This window comes from Saxibacter everestensis (assembly GCF_025787225.1).
GTDB classification, from domain to species: Bacteria; Actinomycetota; Actinomycetes; order Actinomycetales; family Brevibacteriaceae; genus Saxibacter; species Saxibacter everestensis.
Window position 1 is genome coordinate 3042669 of record NZ_CP090958.1, and the last position, 20208, is coordinate 3062876.

General features: G+C 63.8%; 18 protein-coding genes and 2 CRISPR repeat arrays. Of the genes, 7 read left to right on the top strand and 11 right to left on the bottom strand.

Features of this window, described 5'->3' with window-relative positions:
* Positions 1–24: 24 nt before the first annotated feature.
* Entirely contained in the window at positions 25–1278 is a 1254-nt protein-coding gene (locus LWF01_RS14410) for an amidohydrolase family protein (RefSeq protein ID WP_349638054.1), read from the bottom strand.
* A 191-nt stretch (positions 1279–1469) separates the two neighbouring features.
* Between LWF01_RS14410 and LWF01_RS14415 the strand changes: the two genes are divergently transcribed.
* From LWF01_RS14415 to LWF01_RS14425, 3 genes are all read left to right on the top strand, one after another.
* Complete coding sequence (locus tag LWF01_RS14415; protein ID WP_349638055.1) at positions 1470–2036, top strand: TetR/AcrR family transcriptional regulator; 567 nt, start codon at positions 1470–1472, stop codon at positions 2034–2036.
* A gap of 228 nt (positions 2037–2264) precedes the next feature.
* Positions 2265–2870 carry a PadR family transcriptional regulator gene (locus LWF01_RS14420; RefSeq protein WP_349638056.1) on the top strand — a complete coding sequence of 202 codons (606 nt, stop codon included), beginning with the start codon at positions 2265–2267 and terminating at the stop codon, positions 2868–2870.
* A 23-nt stretch (positions 2871–2893) separates the two neighbouring features.
* Positions 2894–4399, top strand: a complete 1506-nt coding sequence (locus tag LWF01_RS14425; RefSeq protein WP_349638057.1) for a DHA2 family efflux MFS transporter permease subunit — start codon at positions 2894–2896, stop codon at positions 4397–4399.
* A 37-nt stretch (positions 4400–4436) separates the two neighbouring features.
* Here the strand turns inward: LWF01_RS14425 and LWF01_RS14430 are convergent, their stop codons facing one another.
* Entirely contained in the window at positions 4437–5735 is a 1299-nt protein-coding gene (locus LWF01_RS14430; RefSeq protein WP_349638058.1) for an MFS transporter, read from the bottom strand.
* A gap of 15 nt (positions 5736–5750) precedes the next feature.
* Positions 5751–6782 carry a nucleoside hydrolase gene (locus tag LWF01_RS14435; RefSeq protein WP_349638059.1) on the bottom strand — a complete coding sequence of 344 codons (1032 nt, stop codon included), beginning with the start codon at positions 6780–6782 and terminating at the stop codon, positions 5751–5753.
* Positions 6783–6918: 136 nt separating this feature from the next.
* Between LWF01_RS14435 and LWF01_RS14440 the strand changes: the two genes are divergently transcribed.
* Both LWF01_RS14440 and LWF01_RS14445 read left to right on the top strand, forming a co-directional pair.
* Entirely contained in the window at positions 6919–7176 is a 258-nt protein-coding gene (locus tag LWF01_RS14440; protein WP_349638060.1) for a mycoredoxin, read from the top strand.
* A gap of 27 nt (positions 7177–7203) precedes the next feature.
* Positions 7204–8217, top strand: coding sequence for an NADPH-dependent curcumin/dihydrocurcumin reductase (locus tag LWF01_RS14445; protein WP_349638061.1), 1014 nt, complete (start codon positions 7204–7206; stop codon positions 8215–8217).
* A gap of 136 nt (positions 8218–8353) precedes the next feature.
* On the opposite strand, the gene LWF01_RS14450 is transcribed toward LWF01_RS14445, so the two are convergent.
* Positions 8354–8767 carry a YkvA family protein gene (locus LWF01_RS14450; RefSeq protein WP_349638062.1) on the bottom strand — a complete coding sequence of 138 codons (414 nt, stop codon included), beginning with the start codon at positions 8765–8767 and terminating at the stop codon, positions 8354–8356.
* A 269-nt stretch (positions 8768–9036) separates the two neighbouring features.
* On the opposite strand from LWF01_RS14450, the gene LWF01_RS14455 reads away from it, so the two are divergent.
* Entirely contained in the window at positions 9037–9180 is a 144-nt protein-coding gene (locus LWF01_RS14455; RefSeq protein ID WP_349638063.1) for a hypothetical protein, read from the top strand.
* Between the two features lie 76 nt (positions 9181–9256).
* Positions 9257–9418, top strand: coding sequence for a hypothetical protein (locus tag LWF01_RS14460; protein WP_349638064.1), 162 nt, complete (start codon positions 9257–9259; stop codon positions 9416–9418).
* A gap of 236 nt (positions 9419–9654) precedes the next feature.
* Here LWF01_RS14460 and LWF01_RS14465 read toward each other — a convergent pair whose 3' ends face one another.
* The 7 genes from LWF01_RS14465 to cas3 form a co-directional block, all read right to left on the bottom strand.
* Positions 9655–9945 carry a cupin domain-containing protein gene (locus LWF01_RS14465; RefSeq protein ID WP_349638065.1) on the bottom strand — a complete coding sequence of 97 codons (291 nt, stop codon included), beginning with the start codon at positions 9943–9945 and terminating at the stop codon, positions 9655–9657.
* Positions 9942–10598 (bottom strand): type I-E CRISPR-associated protein Cas6/Cse3/CasE, encoded by a 657-nt coding sequence (cas6e, locus tag LWF01_RS14470; RefSeq protein WP_349638066.1) that lies wholly within the window; start codon positions 10596–10598, stop codon positions 9942–9944. Before cas6e ends, LWF01_RS14465 begins: the two co-directional genes overlap by 4 nt.
* A complete protein-coding gene (gene cas5e, locus LWF01_RS14475) occupies positions 10599–11387 on the bottom strand; it encodes a type I-E CRISPR-associated protein Cas5/CasD (protein WP_349638067.1) in 789 nt (262 codons plus the stop codon).
* Positions 11387–12547, bottom strand: a complete 1161-nt coding sequence (gene cas7e, locus LWF01_RS14480; protein ID WP_349638068.1) for a type I-E CRISPR-associated protein Cas7/Cse4/CasC — start codon at positions 12545–12547, stop codon at positions 11387–11389. Before cas7e ends, cas5e begins: the two co-directional genes overlap by 1 nt.
* A 36-nt stretch (positions 12548–12583) precedes the next feature.
* Positions 12584–13249 carry a type I-E CRISPR-associated protein Cse2/CasB gene (gene casB, locus LWF01_RS14485; RefSeq protein ID WP_349638069.1) on the bottom strand — a complete coding sequence of 222 codons (666 nt, stop codon included), beginning with the start codon at positions 13247–13249 and terminating at the stop codon, positions 12584–12586.
* Positions 13246–14925: a type I-E CRISPR-associated protein Cse1/CasA gene (casA, locus tag LWF01_RS14490; RefSeq protein ID WP_349638070.1), complete on the bottom strand. Its 1680-nt coding sequence runs from the start codon at positions 14923–14925 to the stop codon at positions 13246–13248. The genes casB and casA overlap by 4 nt, the downstream gene beginning before the upstream one ends.
* Before the next feature lie 376 nt (positions 14926–15301).
* A complete protein-coding gene (gene cas3 / locus LWF01_RS14495; protein ID WP_349638071.1) occupies positions 15302–18262 on the bottom strand; it encodes a CRISPR-associated helicase Cas3' in 2961 nt (986 codons plus the stop codon).
* A 505-nt stretch (positions 18263–18767) separates the two neighbouring features.
* Positions 18768–19064: direct repeats of the CRISPR family, unit length 28 nt.
* A 497-nt stretch (positions 19065–19561) separates the two neighbouring features.
* Positions 19562–20140: direct repeats of the CRISPR family, unit length 28 nt; unit sequence GGATCATCCCCGCGCAGGCGGGGCAGAC.
* The last annotated feature ends 68 nt before the right edge of the window (positions 20141–20208 follow it).

The following is a 20208-nucleotide window of genomic DNA, read 5'->3' on the forward strand; positions in this document are numbered from 1 at the left end:
TCTTGCGTATGACGTTCTGAGGTTTCAGTTCTGGGTGAGTGCGGTACCGCGACGCCAGACCTGGCGAATGTTGAGCGTGTCGGAGATGTTCGCGGTCGGGTCGCCGTCGACGAGGAGCAGGTCGGCTCGACGGCCTTCCTGGATGCGCCCACGATCGTCGAGCCCGAAGCGACGGGCGGGCGTTGCGGTGGCGGCGCGGAGTGCCTCCAACGGGCTGAGGCCTGCCCGAACCAGCAACTGCAGCTCATGATGAACGCTGGCGCCGTGCGCCATCCCACCGAGAATCGGCAGTGGGAAAGAGACGTCGGTGCCGACGAGGATGTCCACACCGGCTTCATGTAGGGCCCTGACGGACGCGAGTACATCACCAAGGTTGCCCTGGGGGTATTTGTTGTAGCTACCGTGCAGGGTCGCGATCCATGCCTCGTCGAGCTTTGAACCGACTCGGGGATCGGCTGCGAATTCGGCGGCCGTGATCCCCATCATTGAGGCATTCAGGACGATGCAGGGAACGACAAACGCACCGGATGCTGCGACCTGATCGATGATGGCAGGCGTGTGGGGCTGGTCCATGAACAGGTGCACCAACCCGTCGATACCGGCGTTTACGGCAGTCAGGGTGGCATCGACAGTGAGAGTGTGCGCCACTGTGAGGAGTTGGTGGCGGTGCGCCTCGGTGACGCCTGCCATCACGACGTCATCACCCAGCAGCGGAAGTCCGGGCGCACCCTCGACTGTTCCGTCGTCGATCATGAACTTGATGTAATCCGACCCGGTCTCGGCAAGTTTGGGGATGAAGGCGACTGCTTCTTCGGGGGTTGTGGAGAACGGCATCACCACGTCGTCCCAGAGGCTCGCGCCCTCGCCGTCACCTGCGTCTTCCCACGGGGCCTGATCATTGTCCTCGTGATCGCCGCCCATGAGTTCACTCGGGTGGCCGCCGGGAGGGGTGATGCCGAATCCTGCCGAGCGCACGTCGGCAACACGGTCGTTGTTCGTGACATGATCGCGCTTGTTCTTGGTGGAGATGCCCTGCATCTCGAGCTCGGTAGTCACGCCGAACGTCAGCGCGAGTTCGAGTGCCTCGACGGAGGTGTGCACATGCGAATCGATGAGCCCGGGAAGCAGGGTCCCACCTGCCGCATCCACGATTCGTGCATCGCTCGGGATCCCTCCGCCGACCGAGACGATGTCTGTTCCGTCGACCACCACGGTGGACGCTTCGAGCAGCCTCTCGCCATCGAAGATCCGGGCATTGATGATTGCAGTCTTCGTCACGGTAATTCCTTCGTCTCCTCGGGGCCGGCTGTCGACTCCGTATCCATCCGCTCCAAACGGCGCTCGCACAAATCTGGGTGCTGGTGCGCCCGGCTCGAACGATATGTAAAGCCTATGCGAAAACGTAGTGACTACATAATTGCTATAGCTACGAAATAACAGTTGAGCCGCTTTTTGCTTAGTATTACTCCATGGCAACTAGCGGTGGCTTGCGGGAGCGCAAACGAATACAAACCAAACAGGCCTTGCACGCCGCGGCGACCAAGCTATTCCTTGAGCGTGGATTCGATCAGGTCACAGTCGCCGAAATCGCCGAGGAAGCGAACGTTGCACTGACCACACTCTTCAAGTACTACCCAGGCGGCAAGGTCGCCCTGGTCTTCGATCGCGAAGAGGACCGCGAAGCGGAACTCGTCCGTGCGATCGAGCAGCGCCCGGACGATACCGACCCACTGGATGCTGTCGAAGCGTTCATGGTCAGCCGACTGCCATTCGGGGAAGAAGGCGGCCAGCGGGAAGATCTGTTGGCACTGATCTTCTCCACCCCGCAGCTACGGGCGCACGTTCGTCAGAAGTGGACCGATTGCGAGGACGCATTGGCGGCTGAATTGTCGAAGCATGAGGTACTCGCCGGCCCGTCCGTTCGGGCGCTGGCGCGGTTCATTCTCGAAAGCCCGGACATCGCGGCACGAGAATCATCGCCCAGTGCGACCCTGCAGACAATCTTTGCGAATCTTCGCCGTGGGTGGGGCCTCTAAGGACGACTGAACTCGCGGCACGCTTCGAAGAGCAGCTGGGGCAGGTGTTTCCACGCTCCTTTGCGCGCCCGGCCCCAGCCTGTTTGCCCCGGATCATTTTGACGAGACGGCCTGAACCGGCGTATATTCCAACTGGAATAATTCATCCGGAGTAGCAAGCCTCGAACTGCTACCGTCCCGTTCGATTGGCCACCAGTGTCCGCATCTGACAAACCCACCCTCAATCCGATGAGCGTTTGCATTCTTGGGCTGCTCCGGGAACGTCCAATGCACCCCTACGAGATGTACCAGCTGAGCGTGCAGCGCCGTCAGGATCGCACCATCAAGTTGCGTCCCGGCTCGCTGTACCACGCTGTCGACCGGTTGGCCGCTCAGGGATTGATCCGCGCCACGGGCACCGAACGCTCAGGAAACCGCCCCGAACGCACAACGTATGAGATTACCGACCAGGGCGTGGTGTCGCTGGGCGATCGGGTCGCCGAAATGTTGGAGGCGCCTGCCCGGGTCTACCCGGAATTCGTGGTGGCGATCGCCGAGGCGCACACTCTGGATCGCCAGCGGACAATCGATCTCCTGGAGCGACGGATCGCGACCCTCATCGCCGAGCACCATGAGACTGTCAGTGCCATCGGGCAGATTAGGGGCAGACAACTTCCGGAGATGTTCTGGGTAGACCTCGGCTACCAGGAACATATGCGGGCCGCGGAACTCGAATGGCTGACTAGTTTGCTCGGTCGGCTCGCGTCCGGGGACATGCCCTGGATCGAGAACCTGCCCGACCTCAGCTTCGACGAGTCGCCCGGCAACGCCTGCATTTCAGCAAACAAAACTTAGCAAGCAAGATTTAAGGACAAACATTGGAAAACGTCACCCGCCCCTGGCCGGCGCTCTGGGCGCTGGTTCTCGGCTTCTTCATGATCCTGGTGGACAGCACCATCGTCTCGGTGGCGACGCCGGCCATCATGACCGGGCTGGAAGCCGACATCAACTCGGTCATCTGGGTCACTAGCGCCTATCTGCTCGCCTACGCGGTTCCGCTGCTGATTACCGGCCGGCTCGGCGACCGGGTCGGACCGAAAAACCTCTACCTGGTCGGCCTGGTCACCTTCACCGCAGCCTCGGCTTGGTGCGGGTTCTCCGGGACGGTGGAAACTTTGATCGTCGCCCGGGTTCTGCAGGGGCTCGGCGCCGCGATGATGACGCCGCAGACTATGGCGGTCATAACCCGGATCTTTCCGCCGAACCGCCGTGGTTCGGCGATGGCGCTCTGGGGTTCGGTTGCCGGCGTCGCGACTCTGGTCGGGCCAATTCTCGGCGGCCTGCTCGTGGACTCGCTGGGCTGGGAGTGGATCTTCTTCATCAATGTGCCGGTTGGCATCGTCGGCTTCGTGCTGGCGTGGCGGCTCGTGCCGAAACTCAGCACGCACTCGCACAGCTTCGACGTCCTGGGCGTTGCGCTCAGCGCGATCGGCATGTTCTGCTTGGTCTTCGGCATCCAGGAGGGCGAGAGCTTCGACTGGGGCAGCATTGCCGGGCCGATTTCGGTCTGGGGCCTGATCATCGTCGGCATTGTCGTGCTCGTGGCATTCGTCATCTGGCAGCACTTCAACCGGCGGGAGCCGCTGCTGCCCCTGGGCCTGTTCCGGGATCGAAACTTCTCGCTGGCAAATGTCGGCATCACGACGATGGGCTTCGCCATCACCGCGATGGCGCTTCCGCTGATGCTCTATGCGCAGAACGTTCGCGGGCTCAGCCCGACCCAGTCGGCACTGATGCTGGCGCCGATGGCGATTATTTCCGGCGGTCTCGCACCGGTCACCGGCAAGCTGGTCGACCGGGTCAACCCGCGCTACATCGCGATCATCGGCTTCGTCAGCCTGCCGATCTCGCTCTTCTGGCTTGGCGCGATTCTGTCACCGGATGTCGTCATCTGGCAGCTCCTACTGCCGATCTCCCTGCTCGGCGTGGCGAATGCGGGCATCTGGGCGCCGCTATCGACCACGGCAACCCGTAATTTGCCGCCGGCCAAGGCCGGTGCCGGTTCGGGCGTGTACAACACCACCCGTCAGGTCGGAGCCGTTCTGGGAAGTGCGGCGATCGCGGCACTCATGCAGGCGCGAATCAGCGCGAATCTGCCCCAGGCGGCGAACGCCGCGCCTGGCAGCTCAGAACCTTCACTGGGTGGCGGCCAACTGCCGGAGGCACTCCGTGAAGGCTTCGCCACCGCAATGGGACAGTCGCTGTACCTGCCGGCCGCGGTCGTCGTGATCGGCCTGGTCGCGGTGGCATTCTTCGCTAAGCCGTCCCCGCGTGGCTACGAGGCGCCAACGAAGGACCCGGTTCGCGAGAACGTCTCGAGCTGAGCCGTTCCGGGCAAGCGGCCAACTCGCACATTTACCTTCAGCTGCGGTGCGAGTTGGACGCAGGCTCGGCGGCGCTTTCGGTCAGCGATGATCTGCGGCCGATCGCGACCGCCCGCACGCCCAGCAGAATGAGCGGGAGCAGGATAAGGGCTGCCATCAGGTTGATCCAGAGGAAGCCGCCGTTGGCCAGGACAGGCCCGGCCAGCGCCGCCATGATCGCGGCGCCGAAGTTCATCATTGCGTCGGACGCACCCTGCAACGGCACCCTCGCTTCCTCATCGATGGACTGATTCAGCAGCGCAGAACCGCCGATCAGACAGCATGACCAGCCGAGACCGAGAATACCGAGCGCGATACTGATCCGCCCCATACTGCTGTGTCCGGACGTCGCATCCAGCAGACCAACCACGATCGCGATCGCGAAGATCCCGGCACCGGTCAATGCGGTGGTTCGCGCCCCTATCTTGTCCGCCAACCAGCCGAACAGCGGACTGGCGGCATACATGCCCAGCACGTGAACGCTGATCACGATTCCCACAAGTTCCAGCGACATACCACCGTGGTTCATATGAATCGGGGTCATCACCATTACGGACACCATCATCATGTGGCCGCCGATAATGGTCACCAGCGCGAAGAGCGCGTTCGGACGCGAAATTGCCTCACGCAGGGCCTGAGCCGTGCCCACCGGCTTACCCGGTTCAACGGGTACGGACGACGCCACCGTGTCACCTGCCTGCGCTGGACGCCGGGATGAGGGGACCGATGTTCGCAGGCAGGCAACGACAAGTGCCGCGAGCCCGAATGAGACAACCGCGAACAGATACGGCCCGACAAGATGGTTCATGCCGAGCAGTTGCCCCAGCCGGCTGCCCGGTTCCGAAAGGTTGGGCCCTGCCACCGTGCCGAGCGTGGTCGCCCAGACCACTATCGACATCGCCCGGGCCTGGGTAGCCGGCGGTGCGAGCTCGGCAGCCGCATAACGTGACTGCAGGCCGGCCGCCGTCGCCGACCCGAAACACAGCATGCCGATGAGCAGCAGCCAGAACTGGGTGGAGGCGGCGGCAAGCAGGATGATTGCCGCGCCGAGCGCGCCGATGCCGAATCCGATGGTCAGCGCCCACCGGCGGCTGTGTCGTCCGGCCATCCGGGCCAGCGGCATCGCGACCAGCCCCGCGCCGAGCACAGTCGCCGTTTGCCCGAAGCCGGCGGCAGACGTCGTTCCCGATACTTCTTCGGACAGCAATCCGCCGACGGCCACGCCGGAGGCGATCCCGACGCCGGAGAACAACTGGGCGACGATCAGCAGCGCCTGATTGCGCCTGAAATGATGCACCGTACTCGTCATCCTTCAGCCCACCTCTCGTGCGAGGGCGGCTATCCGGCCGATCATGTGGCTGAAGAACGCCGCCGGATCCGTGTCGGTCACGACGGCAACGTTTGGTTCGCGTCCCCACATCCCCCGCCAGTCCGCGATCGTCGAGCCGCGAGTGAGAGTGCCGAGCAGTTCCACGTCGACCACGGCAGGCGTCGTCACCGCAATTTCGGGGTGCAGTGCGACGGCAGCCGCGAACGGATCGTGCATATGCGCAAGATATCCCTGGCCGTGGTCCTGATGGAACTCCAGGTAGAAGCGGACTGCGTCCGAGACGTGCCGCACTACCGCGTTGGATGCCGTCGAGCGTCGTCCGCGTTCGTCTTCGGCCCGGAGCCACTCGAACTCGTGGCATCCGGCCAGTTCGGCCAACTGATGGATGTGCGCGGGCAGCATCTCGATTCGTTCGGTCACGTCGAGCGGGCACAACAGCGGCCGCCGTTCTTCGGGTAGACCGGAGAACGCGGCAAAGACGATCTGCGCGGCCTCCGGATCTACCGAAACGTTCCACTCCGCCGTCGGAAAGGTATTGCCGGGATGATTAAGCGCGCCGCCCATTACGACAAGCCGGCGCAGCAGCGACGGCAATTCCGGCTCGATTTTCAGCGCCAGGGCAAGGTTGGTCAACGGGCCGGTCACCAGGCCGATGACTTCGCCCGGGTGCCTGCGGGCGGCATCGATCCAGACCTCGGTGGCGTGCCGGTCCGAAAGTGTCCGGCGCGGCGGGTCAAGCTCCGCATAGCCAATTCCCTGCGGTCCGTGGGTTTCCTCGGTGGTCCGCAGCGGCTCAACCAGCGGGATCTCAGAACCAAGCGCGACCTCGATGTCCGACGCCGAGCAAAGCTCCAACCAGGCAAGGTTGTTGATCGCTACCTGGCGCGCGCCTACATTGCCTGCGGTGCAGGTGATGCCAAGGATTTCGGCCTCTGGAGATGCCAGCAGGTACAGCAGCGCGAGGGAGTCGTCTATCCCGGTGTCAACGTCGACAAGAAGCTTGGTTTTCGGCACAGTCTTAGCTTGCCACGCTGCTGCGACCCAGGGCAGGTGTGCCCTGTCTTACATGGGTAGTAAGGCATAAAGGCGCGTGAGGCGCGGTTAGATGAGGAGGCGCAGTAAGCGCAATCGCGGATGTGGAGGAACTTTGATGGAACACCTGCCCGAAGCCGGCAAAGTCACGATGTTTTCGACGACCTGGTGTGGCTACTGCCGTCGCCTGAAGACCCAAATGGATGCCGCCGGCATCGAGTACGCGGAAGTCAACATCGAGGAAGTCCCGGGCACGGCAGAGTTTGTCGAGGAAGTAAACGGCGGCAACCAGACAGTTCCCACGCTGCTCTTTCCGGACGGCACTTCGGCGACAAATCCATCGCTTGCCGATGTCAAGCAACGTCTCGGCGCGTAATCAACCGGTAGTTTCAGGAGTACAGATATGACAGACAGCCAACAGATCCTACTTGCCTCCAGGCCCTCCGGCGAGCCGACGCAGCAGGACTTCCGATTCGAATCCACTGCCCTGCCCGAACCGCAGGAAGGCGAGGTCCTGCTCGGGGTGAAATACCTTTCGCTCGACCCCTATATGCGTGGCCGGATGAGCGCGGCAAAATCGTACGCCGCGCCGGTGGAGGTGGGTGACGTGATGGAAGGCGGCACGGTCGCCGAGGTGCTCAGCTCGAAGTCTGACTCGTTGAGCGAAGGCGACCTCGTCCTGTCGTACTCCGGTTGGCAGTCTCATGCCGTTGAGAAAGCGTCCGCTGTCCGAAAGCTGGACGACAACGGACTCTCGCCGTCGACGGCGCTCGGGGTGCTCGGAATGCCTGGGTTCACCGCATACGCCGGACTGCTCGAACTCGGAAAGCCCAAACCCGGCGAGACCGTCGTCGTTGCCGCCGCAAGCGGACCGGTTGGGTCAGCTGTCGGCCAGATAGCCAGGCTCAAGGGCGCCCGGGCGGTGGGCATCGCCGGCGGACCGGAGAAGTGCCGATACGTCAAGGAAGAGCTCGGTTTCGATGAGGTCGTTGATCATCGCGACCCCGACTTCGAGGCGAATCTCGCCGCTGCGACGCCTGACGGCATCGATGTCTATTTCGAGAACGTAGGCGGCCACGTATGGGACGCGGTGTTTCCCAGACTGAACACATTCGCCAGGGTGCCCGTGTGCGGGCGGATCGCGCACTACAACGACACGAGCGCGCCAGAGGGCCCCGACAAGCTGCCGCGGTTCTTCAGCGATGTTCTGTCGAAGAGCCTGACGATCCGCGGGTTCATCCAGACCGAGTTCGTCCCCACCATGTTCGCTGACTTCCGGCGCGACATGTCGGCATGGGTGAGGTCCGGCGAGGTGAAGTACCGCGAAGACGTGGTCAAGGGACTGGATAATGCGCCCGACGCGTTCATCGGCATGCTGAAGGGCAAGAACTTCGGCAAGCTCGTTATCGAGGTATAGCCGCGGTGCTCGCGGCATAGTTCACGGCCCGTCACCGGATATTGTCCGGCTGGCGGGCCGTTCGGGTTAGCGGCCGGGCTTTCGTTGGTCGGGTGACAGTCGGTTTAGCGGGCCCTCGGTTAGCGCAGCCTTCGGATTAGCGGCCGTCGATCCCGGCCAGGGTGAGAATTACCCGCAGGCCTTCCGGAGTGCCCGGCCAATGCCGCCGGACCGGCGCAACCCCGGCCCGTCTGATCACCGAACGCAATATCCAGGCCACCACGATGGCGTCATCCGCGTATCCGATCACCGGGAGAAAGTCCGGCACCAGGTCGATCGGCAGGATCAGATAGATGAGCAGCGCGAACAGCCGGGCCCGCACACCTGCCGGCAAAGACTTGTCTGCGGCGAGGCGCCGGACCAGCCTGAGCAAATCAGGCAGCAGGCGCAGCGCGTCTTTCATCGTGATGGTTTCCGGATGCTTGCGCGCATACAGCCACAGCATGAGCAGCATCACTACGTAGACCAGCAGAAGTCCGCCGAGGACGCCGAGTATGGCTTCCCGCCACATGTTGCAGGTCCTTTCGTGCGACACCTCGAACTTTACTCGGCTGAGGTGGGGCGGCTTGCCCGGCGACTAAAAGTGCGGCAACGCTGACCGCGTGTGAGGGCGGAGGCGATCGAAGTCATCCCACGCGGCCGGGGAGCGCTCGAACATGCAGCCTACGGATTAGAAGGTTGGGGTTGCGTGGGGAGACACAAAAAAGAAAAGCCCGTGGGCCGGCGGCCCAATCCAAAGAGACGCCGACATCGAATTAACAAGGAGAGGATGACGCGAAAATGTTGACCACAATTATTTCAAGGTTCGGCGGGACTGTCGATGGTGACACGATCCTCGGTGACTGCCTGTGCTCGGCTGACGGCAACTGCGACGTCCACGAAGATTACGACCGCCGCGATTATTTCGTATCGGCGGCGGCTTGATGAGTCGGGATTCTTCGCAATCGGCAGCTAAGGGTGCAAAACCGCTGATTGGTGCCATAACGAGGAGGGGAGCCTGATGCAACAACCGATACTCGCGCCGCTGCTTCCTGTGGTGCGGGACATGATCGCAGGCAAGGACACGCCGGAACAGATCGCGGCCCGCGTGGAAGCCTCCGGCGTGTACGTCCCGCACATCGCGATACTCGTCCGAGACCACCGCATGCGGGAAGCGTCATAAACACGTTCGTCCACATCAGCAGACGCCGGGTTCGTATTTCTGGTGGCCGCTATTACCGGTGCGCTTTTTGGTGCCATTGCCGCCGGGCCGCGTCTTGGTGTCCCCCACGGATGATTCGCCGCGTTCTCTCCAGCCGTGATTCCAGCCTGGCCGACGGCTCGGCTGCCTTGTCTTGCCGGGCTCGTAATCTGGCATGGAGTCCCACGCGTAGACCTGTCGGACTCGTGCGACATGTATTAGTCGGCTGGGGTGAGATACACCTTGCGCAGCGGCTCGGTTACGGTCCACCAGGTCTGTGTGCCCGCCGCCAGTCGGACGATGTCGCCCGGTTTCAGCGACAGCGTCTGCTTACCTTCAGCGTAGGCGGGCGAGGCGGCGGGAATGTGTACCGTGCCGCGCTCGTCCGTAGCCGTGATCGCGTTACTGTCCCTGTGCACGGCGGCGCGCTCAAGGTAAAGAAACGACATCCGATCCTCGGCGCGGACCAGTTCGGGGATGCTGGGCGGCGGCGGCCCTCCGCCAGTCATTCGGGCGGAGATGCGAGCGTGATCAGCCCGCAGCCGTATCCCTTCGCCCGGCCCAGTCCGTTGATCAGAGTGCCCACGAACCGCTCACGATCCGTCACCCGAAGCACGCCATCGAATCGTGCGATCCGCAAGGTGACCGTCGACTCTCCTCGCCTGAACTTGAGCGTGTCACGCTTCGTGATTGCGACGGCAGGCGACTTATCCGCCGTGGTGGGGATCTCGAATCCTGCCACCTCCGATCGGTCGAGCAGCCATTGTTCCTGCTGGGCGGCGGTGACATGTCCGACCGGTTTGCCCCGGGTAGCGCCCTCCGAGCGAATGTTGCGCACCGGGTTGGCCGTGAGCCGGAAGGCCCAGGTCTGGCCGACGGAGATCCTCGACAACAGCGGCTGGTAGTCCCTGGTCAGCCAGGATTGGGTTGTCGGCCAGCCGGCCTGTTCCACGAGGTGCGTCAGATCGGGTCGGCGCGGACTCGCAATGTAGAGTGTCGCGCGGTCCCCGTCGGCGTCCAAGCGCCACAGTACCCGGCCTTGCTCTCCCGGCGGGGACGGCGGAAATCCAGACTCCACCGCAGCGTGCATGGCGTGCGGGGATGTGAGCAACTTCGCAGCCCCGCGTCGCCTTGGGTTGATGTCGAACCTGGTCAGAAACATTTACGCCTCCTCCATCAACGGAGCCATCGGGTCATGCCCCTCACCCTGGGCCGGTCGCTCCGGGGTCGGCACCTCCGGGTCCGGCGCGTTCGGGTCCAATCCGGACGGTGGCGACCCTCCTTCATTAGGTTTTCCCCATGGGTTCGACAACGTCACGGATCCGGCACCGATGTCGCGCCATCCGTACTCGCGTCGCCGCTGGTCGAAACTGATCGGGACGTCCCGCTGCGTCTGAGCACCCGGCGTGCCGGCGGGAACGTCGATGAGAAACGGAAGGTTCACGGCCGCGGCCTCCTGCGACCGTTGATGGCGCTCGCTGGCCTGCCAGTCATGCGCAGCAAAGGCCTGCTCGAGCGAGGCATCGACTAACTCGGTCTTCAGTGGCCCGGCGGGCGGAAAGGCACGCCGGCCGAGGAAGAGCGGAAAGTAAGGCCGCTGCAGGGCGCTTTTCAACTCGGCCAGGTAGCCGCGGTCCTCTGATTCCACTCCGGCGAGGAACACAGCATCCTGCAGGAAGGCCCGGTGCGACAGCGGCATCGAGGTCTTCCCGTCGAGGGTTCTGGCGGTCTGGAAATCGACAGCGACGGAGCCGGGCTGATCGATCCGGACACCGAACCGCAGGGTCATGAGCTTGCCCAGCGGGGCAGAGCGTTCCAGGCCGGATGCCGCCGCCAAGAGCCCGATCACCCCGCTTTTCGTTGGGGCCAGGTCCGTCGCCCTACTAGCCCAGCGACTGCCTGACCCCCATGCCTGCATGGGTCCGGCCAGCTTGAACAGCAGCGAGGTCATCAGGACTCCGTCGTGCCGGTGCCCTGCGACAGGCGGTCGGACACCACCTCGCCGACCTGGACGACCAGTTCCGGCAACGTCACCGTTGTGCCAAGGTCCTGCAGCTCGCTGGTAGCGTCACCGACTCGCACCACCCACGAATTCACCGGCGTGGTGCCGAAGCTGGTGTCGACGTTCTTGGCGTGTTCCACAAGCTTTCGGCTGGCCACCTTGAGCCTCGCGGGCTCCTCCACCGCCTGCTCGAACGCGCCGACCAGGTTGACCGACTGAGTGTCACGCACGCTGACCACGACTCCGTCGGGCAGCGTGCGGTTGGCAAATGTATTCTGCTTACCTGTGGGCATCGAGGTGGCGAATGCCTCGACGAATGCCTGCACGGCGCGAACCGTGGCCTGGCCATCGTCCAGATTGTCGAGCAAGCGATCCACATCGATTGTGGCGTACCGATACAGCGTCGAGGAGTTGAATTCGACGGTGCCGATCATGCCGGCTCCGGCGTCTTCTTCCTCATCGAGATTCTTGTGGTCATCGACGGCGGTGTAGTAGTCGAACTCGGTCTCCACGGCATGGACGCTGAGCGCATGAGCCACCTGGGCCGCGGCGTCGACGTTCAGATCGGTGACGTCGGCGACCATCCGGCCGAACAAGGCGATGTCGACCGAATGCTCACGGTCGATGGCCTTCGTCAATCCGGCGTCCTTCAGCGCTTTTCGTGGATCGTCGGTGGCGTTGGCGGCAACCGCCGCGTCGGCCAGCCTGTCGAGTTGACGTCCGCTGAGGAACACCAGGTAACCCGCCTCGTCCGGCAACGGTTCGGTCTCACTCTTCCGCGTCTTCTTAAGCTTGATGCCCTTCTTGCCGAGTGCGGCGAAGGCTTGCTTGGCCAGGTCCTGTGCCTGACGGGAATCGATGGAAGGATTCTGCGCCGTGATCCGGTCGGCGAGCAGCTCCACGATCCGCTTGGTTCGCACGCCGAGTTCCTTCGGGTCGAGCCGGCTATTGAACGCGAGCCTCGTCGCGCGCTTCCAGGCCTGGCTGGACACGCGGGCACGCCTGGTCCCGCCGAACACGGCGGTCTTTGGGCTGCCCGTGTCGTCCCGATTGATGTTGCTCGGCGGAACAGTCTGCAGGATGTGGATGTCGACTATGGTGCGGGACATTGTTGTCTCCTTCGGTGAGGATTGCGAACAGGAGTATTAGTCGGTGCCTTGTTTGTCACTGGCCGGGAATTCGCCCGCGGTGTCTTCTTGGTCTGTCCGATAGAAGTCACGGCCCCAGGCATTGCGGACAGCATTGGCTAGATCCGGACGGTGCAGCCGGTACAGATCGGCCGCGAATCGCCCGTAGTCAAGGGGAATGTCGTGGGCGCGGAATTGCTGGATGAGACCGCGCGCGTGGTGCAGCGTTTCCGCCCAGGTGATCGCCGTACCCATGGCGTTGAAGCGTCGTCGCACGGCATCGCGGCTGCCCGCTTTCCGCCCGAGGAGACGCGCAGACCGACCGAATGAGTATCCGTTCTGATGCATGCGTAGCCCCCGCTTGCCCTGCTGATGCAGCGCAAAGAGCGTGATGGCAGCGTAGGCGGCCTGTTCCTCGTTCGTCGGTTCGTCACGCAAATGGACATCGTCCGGGTACAGACCAACCGTGGTCAGCCCGACGAGTTCGAGGTCGGCACCGAGTGACTGATTGACGCCGCGCCGCAGCTTGGCGAGCTGCGCGACCGCCGTGGCGTTGTCTTCCCGGTATGCCTCCTGCAGCCGGGTTGCCCTGGCGGCGACGAAGGACCGCAAGCTGCGGCGCTTCGGCTCCGCCCCCGCCTCTGGCGCTTTCTCTCCTGCCGACTGTTCTTCGAAGACCGTCATGCGGCTCCCTCCTTGGCTGTCTCGGACGTGTCCGACATCTTGGGGTCGCCGAAGATTTTCCACAACGACCGGGTGAAATAGTGTGCTGCGCGAGAGCTGGTCATGAGCTCCCCGCGGTGCTCTCGTCCGATCCAGGCCGTCGGGCCGCCTGTATCGATCAGTTCGAGACCGATGGCTCGGATAATCTCCCGGGCGGTCGTTTTCCATTCCTCTATGGCTCGCACTGGCTCGGTTTCCGGGCCGAGACCGGCGAGCCACGTCCGATACGGCTGATCAAGCGCCGCATAGGCGCTGACCTGCGCTCGAGACTGTTGCGACGCCCCTTCCCCTCCCGCGGCTATCGCCAGGTTCCCTGCCAGTCGCCACAGTGCCTGTACTCCGGATTCGGCGATCATGACTGCGTCTTCCGCTCGCGCGGCTAGCTCAGAGTTGTCCGCTCGCAGTAGGGCAAGCGAGACGAGCAGCCGATCGTCAATGACGTCGTCGACCACAGAGTTGTTGCTGCCGTAGATCACTCCAATTGCCCGCACGCCGATCTGGGTCGATCCGGGAATTGTCTCGTTCATTTGAAGTTGACTGAGCCACATGATGGACCCGGGCGGTAGGTATCGGCTCGCTTCCTTGCCCTCGGTAATCAACTGAGCTTTCGGCAGGAGGGCCGACAGGCCGCGCCAGAACGCTCGATCCTGGACGTACTCCTTGGGCATGTAGGTCGTGTGTCCAAGCTTCTTGGTTTGTGGTTGACTGTACCGCCAGGCGCTCATCATCTCGTGACGGTGCCTGTTCTGGGGAGTGATTCGGTCGCCGTTGGCAATCAAGCTGCCATAAATTCCTCGGCCGTCATGTACCAGGCGGACACGGCGGCTCTGCCAGGTGTAGAGGTCAACCGGCCCGGCGACGTGCCGAGCCGGGGCTTCCGCCGGGCCGAGATGCTTGCGTTCCCAGGGCGGCAGATCGTCCTCCCATTCGATGGCATAATTTTCGTTCGACAGGACGAAGTTCAGGGCCAGGGTCTCGGCGAGATCCGTGCCCTCGAGCAACACCCCGCCCAGTTGCCCCGACCAGGCGACCCCGATCGGGTATCCCTTCCCCGCCCGCACTCGTTGATCCCCGACGGCCCCAGACTTATTTCCCGACGGATCGAACGCCTGCACGCTGACCAGCCAGCGAGCTGCCTCGGCGAAGTTCAACCGCTTTACCCCCTCGCCCGCCCGGGTCGTGAAGAGTCTCTGGTTGCTGGGCACGTCGAATAGCAGCTGGACAACATCCTTGACCTCGTCCTTCGCGGTCTTCAGGTCCGCGACCTGGAAGAACGGCGTCTCCGCGTGCAGTAGATCGAATCGGTCGTCATAGTCCGCGAGATACTCGGCAATGTCCTCGCTCGGAGGACCGTTTTTCCAGAGGTCCTGCCAGTCCAGGACGCTTAGCTCCTCGCCGTAGACCCGATAGAGAATCGCGAGCAACAAGCGGGTGATGGCAAACGTCTGCGTCGGAAGTTCACCACAGATGTCCTTGATCTCACGCGCGCGGCTGAAGGCATCGAGGATGGAGACCTCAGCGACCTCGCCATTGTGCGTCCGTACCTGGATCCACGGTTCGGTGATCAAGTTGAACGTCGAGCGCAGAGGCACCGCGGCTGTCTCATCCTGCTGATTTTGCGGGGATGCGTCACTCATAGGGAGTGACCTCCAATCGGGTGAGGGGTCCGCGGGTCGAGAGGATAGGGCTGTCAGTGGAGAGCGTTTCCGTCGTCGCAGAGGATTCGCGATGGCGATTCACCTATGCATTTGGCAGTCGTGACAGGATGTCAAGGACTTTTTGAGCTCTTTATATTTCATTCACCTCAAACCTTTCGTAGCAAGGGTTTAATCCCCTATCGAGATCAACCAACCCCCGCGACGGCGGGGAATATGCCTGTAGCAATCAGTTTCAATCGCCTCAAACGGGATCATCTCCGTCCGTGCGGAGACTCGATCCACGTGAGTGAACCGGCGCTCGATTCTACCAATCCTGTGTCGCCACGCCGCGCGACCGCGGCGGGGCTGAAGCCACTCACTCATCGCGAGTGACCACCAACCCGTTGTGGGGGTCGTAATGCAGTTGGTAACCGTTGAGTTCGGCACGACCCTCGGCATCCAGGATCAGCGGCAGCTCGCCATTAAGGTCGCGTGAGGAATGCCAGTATTGCAGGTCGAAGCGATCCTTAAGCTCGGCAATGTGGCGGTCGATCCGGCCATACCGGCACATCCTCACGGGAAGGTTGATCGAGCAACCCAGAATCACCTTGGCTAACTTCGGAGGGGGCGTCTCGTTCATTTGGATTGACTCTCCCCCGCCGTGGTCGAGCCAGGATGGGGTGCCAATCGTGCCGTCCCGGTCCTTGGTCAACACAAGCACCTCGAGCGTCTCCTCCGTGTCTCGGACGGCGGCGCGGCCCTTCACCTCATCCGTGGGATCGTCGGTGGTCCCGTACACCCAATCGATCAGGCTGGTCGTAGCACCAACGCTGCCGAGTCTGTGGGTAGCCGCTGCGGCCGAGCTCTCTCGCTGCCGATCTTCGTAGAGGACCAGCGCGGCGGCCATTGCCGAGTGCCACTCCTCCGGTCCGAGTTGATCCCTGCCGTACACCAGCTGGACCAGCTTCGTAATGTCGTCGGGGAGGTCCAGTGACTCACGGCCCTGAAGCACGGCGAGTGTGCGGTAGAGGACGTGGGGCTGGTAGACCGGCCGATCTCGCTTCCGCGACGCCGGGCAGAAGGACGAGTCCGGTTTCGGCGGGACCGCTGTCCAGTCAACGCCGCTGATCAGCAGTTTCGGCGTGCGGAGTGGCTCCGGCCGTTCCGCATCTGTCCGTTGGTGCCGGTGCAGCCGGCCGGCTCGCTGCAGTAGGAGGTCGATAGGAGCCAGGTCGCTGATCATCAGGTCGAAGTCGAGGTCAAGAGACTGCTCGATCACCTGGGTAGCTACGACGATGTGGCGGGCCGGTCGGCGGCTTGCGCGCGAAGGTGGCCCGAAGAGGTTGAGTAGTCGACGGTCCGTAGCTGCTCGGTCCGCGGCGAGGAATCGCGAGTGGCTGAGCGTAACGTCGGTGTCCGGAAAGGATGCCCTGAGCGCTTCCGCGGTGCGCTGAGCGCGGTCGACAGTATTACGGATGACCGCAACGCATCCGCCATCGGTCAAGTAGCCTGAAAGTGCGGCTATCAGGGCGTCATCCGAATTCTCGATTCGCTCGATGGCGATCCTCCTGCTGCTCCCGGTAGGCGCCGGAGTCAACACCTGAGTGGTGGCGGTGGGGCCGCCGGAGACGACGATCGAGGGGTAGCCGATGTCACCATCGAGTGCGTCGTACGTTGTCGGCTGCTCCTTCTTCCTCTCGGCGGAGCGCTGGCGTCGCTCCGCCAGGCTAACCCGCTGCGGAGGTGACTCCGAAGCCTTAGCCCTTCTGGTCTCGACGCCCGAATCGTACGCCTCGACCAGATTCTTTCGACGCGATGACGGCAAGGTTGCCGAGAGCATTACCACCGGCACCCCGTATGCGCCGAGCCAATGCAGCGCGCGATCCAAGTAGCTGTTCATGTAGGTGTCGTAGGCGTGGCACTCGTCGATGACGACTACCTTGCTTGCCAAGGCAAGATGCCGCAGCATCAGGTGCCGGCTGCGCAGACTGCCGAAAAGGACCTGGTCGATTGTGCCGACGACGAAGTTGGCGAGCGGGCCACGCTTGGCGCTCGTCATCCAGAGGTGGACTGCGGCCGCCTCGGACAGCCCTGGTCGGCGTGGCTTCTGCTCCGGCTCGTCCTGGCCGATCGAGCGGAAGTAGCTGCGGGACAGCATCGCGGAGTAGTCGTTGTTCAGCCGGGCCTTGCTGTGCGCGAGAAACACGGAGTTGGGCTCGCCGATACCCAGCCGTTCGATCCACTTCGTGGTGCGCGCAAACAGGGCATCGCTCGTGGCCTGGCTCGGAAGCGCGATGAACACCCCGCCGAGCCCGAACTTTGCGGCGAGAACCTCCGCGGCGGCCAAGGCGGCCTCGGTTTTCCCCATGCCCATCTCGGCCTCGAGGATCAATAGCGCCGGCTCGTCAAGCGCCTCCGCGGCTTCCACCAGCTCGCGCTGCGCGGGGCGAGGACGGGCACCGGTCGGGAAGTCGAACCGGGCGGTGAATAGCTCGTCCACCGACCTAAAACCGTCCGTGGCCGTCCATGGCACCGGGAGCTTAAGCTGCCGCCATGCCGCCTCGACGCGCTGCCCGGTGTCATAACTCGGGACTTCGCCCGGGCTGGCATACGGGAACAAATCTTCGGAGCTGGCGATCCAGTCCGCCATGATCACGAGCGCGCTGAGCAGGACCTGTACGGTGGGCGGCAGCGCAGCTGTTCGGCAGCGCTCGAGGTCGCCGGCGTGGAGGTGCATGCGCTCCGCTCGATCCAGCAGTTCCATTCGCACTTGCGCCCAGAGTCCCGTGCCGACCAGCTCAGGACGTTCCGTTAACCATGTGATCGCGCGAGTGTCGGGCGGCAGCCCGTGGTGGGCAGCAACAATGCTGGCCAGCGGACGTGCCTCGCATGCCGTGAAACCATGCCGATCCGCCAGCCAGTCGCGGACGGCGAGGAAGCCGACTCGCTCGTGGCGCGCCTTCGGGCGATTGGGGTCCTTTGCCAACCCCCGCTCGAAACGAAGCCCGGCTTTCTCCATCGGGGCGGCGAGCTGCTCAACCTGAACGGCGAAGGCCGGGCTTGCCTTGGCCACGTCGTGTATTCCGGCCAGCCAGATGAAGACGCGGCGGGCGTGGGCATCGTCGCCTCCGCTCGCCGTTGCCAGCTGTCGTCTGATCGCGGCCGGCACCCAGTGGTCCCACAACCGCGCGGCCACGGCGGCAGCATCGTCTAGATGAGTGACAAGCGGCAGCCAGCCGATGATCTCGCGGTGAGTCTCGTCATCGGTCTTACTCTTTGCCCAGGCGATTCTTGCCGCGGGCGACAACTCGGTTTGGGACGGACCAGTCGGGGACACGAAGCTCTTCTCCATCGAAGCAATGGGCGGGGAGTTGGAATCATCTTGGTCCTCCTACTTCCCGTTGTCCACCCCCGGATTCCAGGCCGACGCTTTAGTCCGTTCCGGCCAGGATGCAGCCTCGCGTGGCCTGGAAACATGCTGCGGGGGATCATCCCGCGCCGGCAGGACAAACCTTTCCACCGCGGCCGGTGGCATCATGCAGGTCGGATCATCCCCAGGCGGGGCAGACAGCTCAAAGGGCGGCTGGGTGTTTCCCGTGGTGGGGTCATCCCCGCGCGGGCGGGGCAGACCCTGGCGTGTACACGTGCCACGGGAAGTCGACGGGATCATCCCCGCGCAGGCGGGGCGGACATCGAAGCTACCTATGCTGGTGGCCTCCATTGGGGATCATCCCCGCGCCAGCAGGGCAAACCCTGCCACTGCGGCCGGTGGCATCATGCAGGTCGGATCATCCCCGGGCGGGGCGGACGCACCGTCGTTCTGCCACTCACCATCCACCTGCGGATCATCCCCGCGCGGGCGGGGCAGACCGTGCGGCTTTGTCCTCGTGTACAGCGTAGGCGGGATCATCCCTGCGCGGGCGGGGCAGACGACTACTTGCTTGACTGTCGTTCGTGTTCGCCGGGATCATCTCCGCGCTAGCGGGGCGGACCCGATGACCCGCATCCCGGGCGGCAGCCGCTTGGGATCATCCCCGCGCGGGCGGGGCAGACTGTGTGGATGCGTTCATTGCAGACGACGAGAAAGCCGCCGATCACGCCCTGACCCGCGGATCATCCCCGCGCGAGCGGGGCAGACCAGTAAACCCTTTATCGGTTTTCCTTTCCGGCGGATCATCCCCGCGCGGGGGGCAGACTCAGGGCGTGCCGTCCCGCCTCTTTGGCATCGGGGATCATCCCCGCGCGAGCGGGGCAGACCAGTAAACCCTTTATCGGTTTTCCTTTCCGGCGGATCATCCCCGCGCGGGCGGGGCAGACGAATGATTTCGCTACGCGCATTGTTTCAAGGTGGGATCATCCCCGCGCGGGCGGGGCAGACCGAATCGCGTTTCTGCTGCCGATCCCACTCCACGGATCATCCCCGCGCGGGGGGCAGACTCAGGGCGTGCCGTCCCGCCTCTTTGGCATCGGGGATCATCCCCGCGCGGGCCGGGCAGACAACGCCGACAAGGTCCAGTATCACGCCTTCCAGTTCGGGATCATCCCCGCGCAGGCCGCCCACGAGCCAAGGTCACGGATCATCCCCCGCGCGAGCGGGGCAGACGCGAAAAATCACGCACGTTCCCTCGCTTCGACGGGATCATCCCCGCGCGAGCGGGGCAGACTCGCAGGATTCCCGGCGCATGTTCTACGTCGCCGGATCATCCCCGCGCGAGCGGGGCAGACCCGCTCATAGTCTCCGAAACCGGCGCCGAGTACGGATCATCCCCGTGCGGGCGGGGCAGACGCCAGGGTTGCGCGATTGGTAGAACCTCATTTGCGGATCATCCCCGTGCGGGCGGGGCAGACCGGTACCGCTGGACCTCCGGGGTCGTGATCACCGGATCATCCCCGCGCAGGCGGGGCAGACTTCTCGAACCAGCGCAGCCGCGTCATGGATACCGGATCATCCCCGCGCAGGCGGGGCAGACCGGATATCGGCCTGTACGGGCTCGAGGTCGAGAGGATCATCCCCGCGCAGGCGGGGCAGACACCAGGTGGGTTCTTCCCGGAGCCGGGAAGAACGGATCATCCCCGCGCAGGCGGGGCAGACCAGCTCACGTTCCTTCATTGACTTAGCTGCGACGGATCATCCCCGTGCGGGCGGGGCGGACGCCACCGAGATCGCCTCCACTATCCCAGACATCGGATCATCCCCGCGCGGGCGGGGCGGACGCTTAGCGTGTCGGCTATCAGGTGCCTTATGGGGGTCATCCCCGCGGGCGGGGCAGACCAGACGCAGGA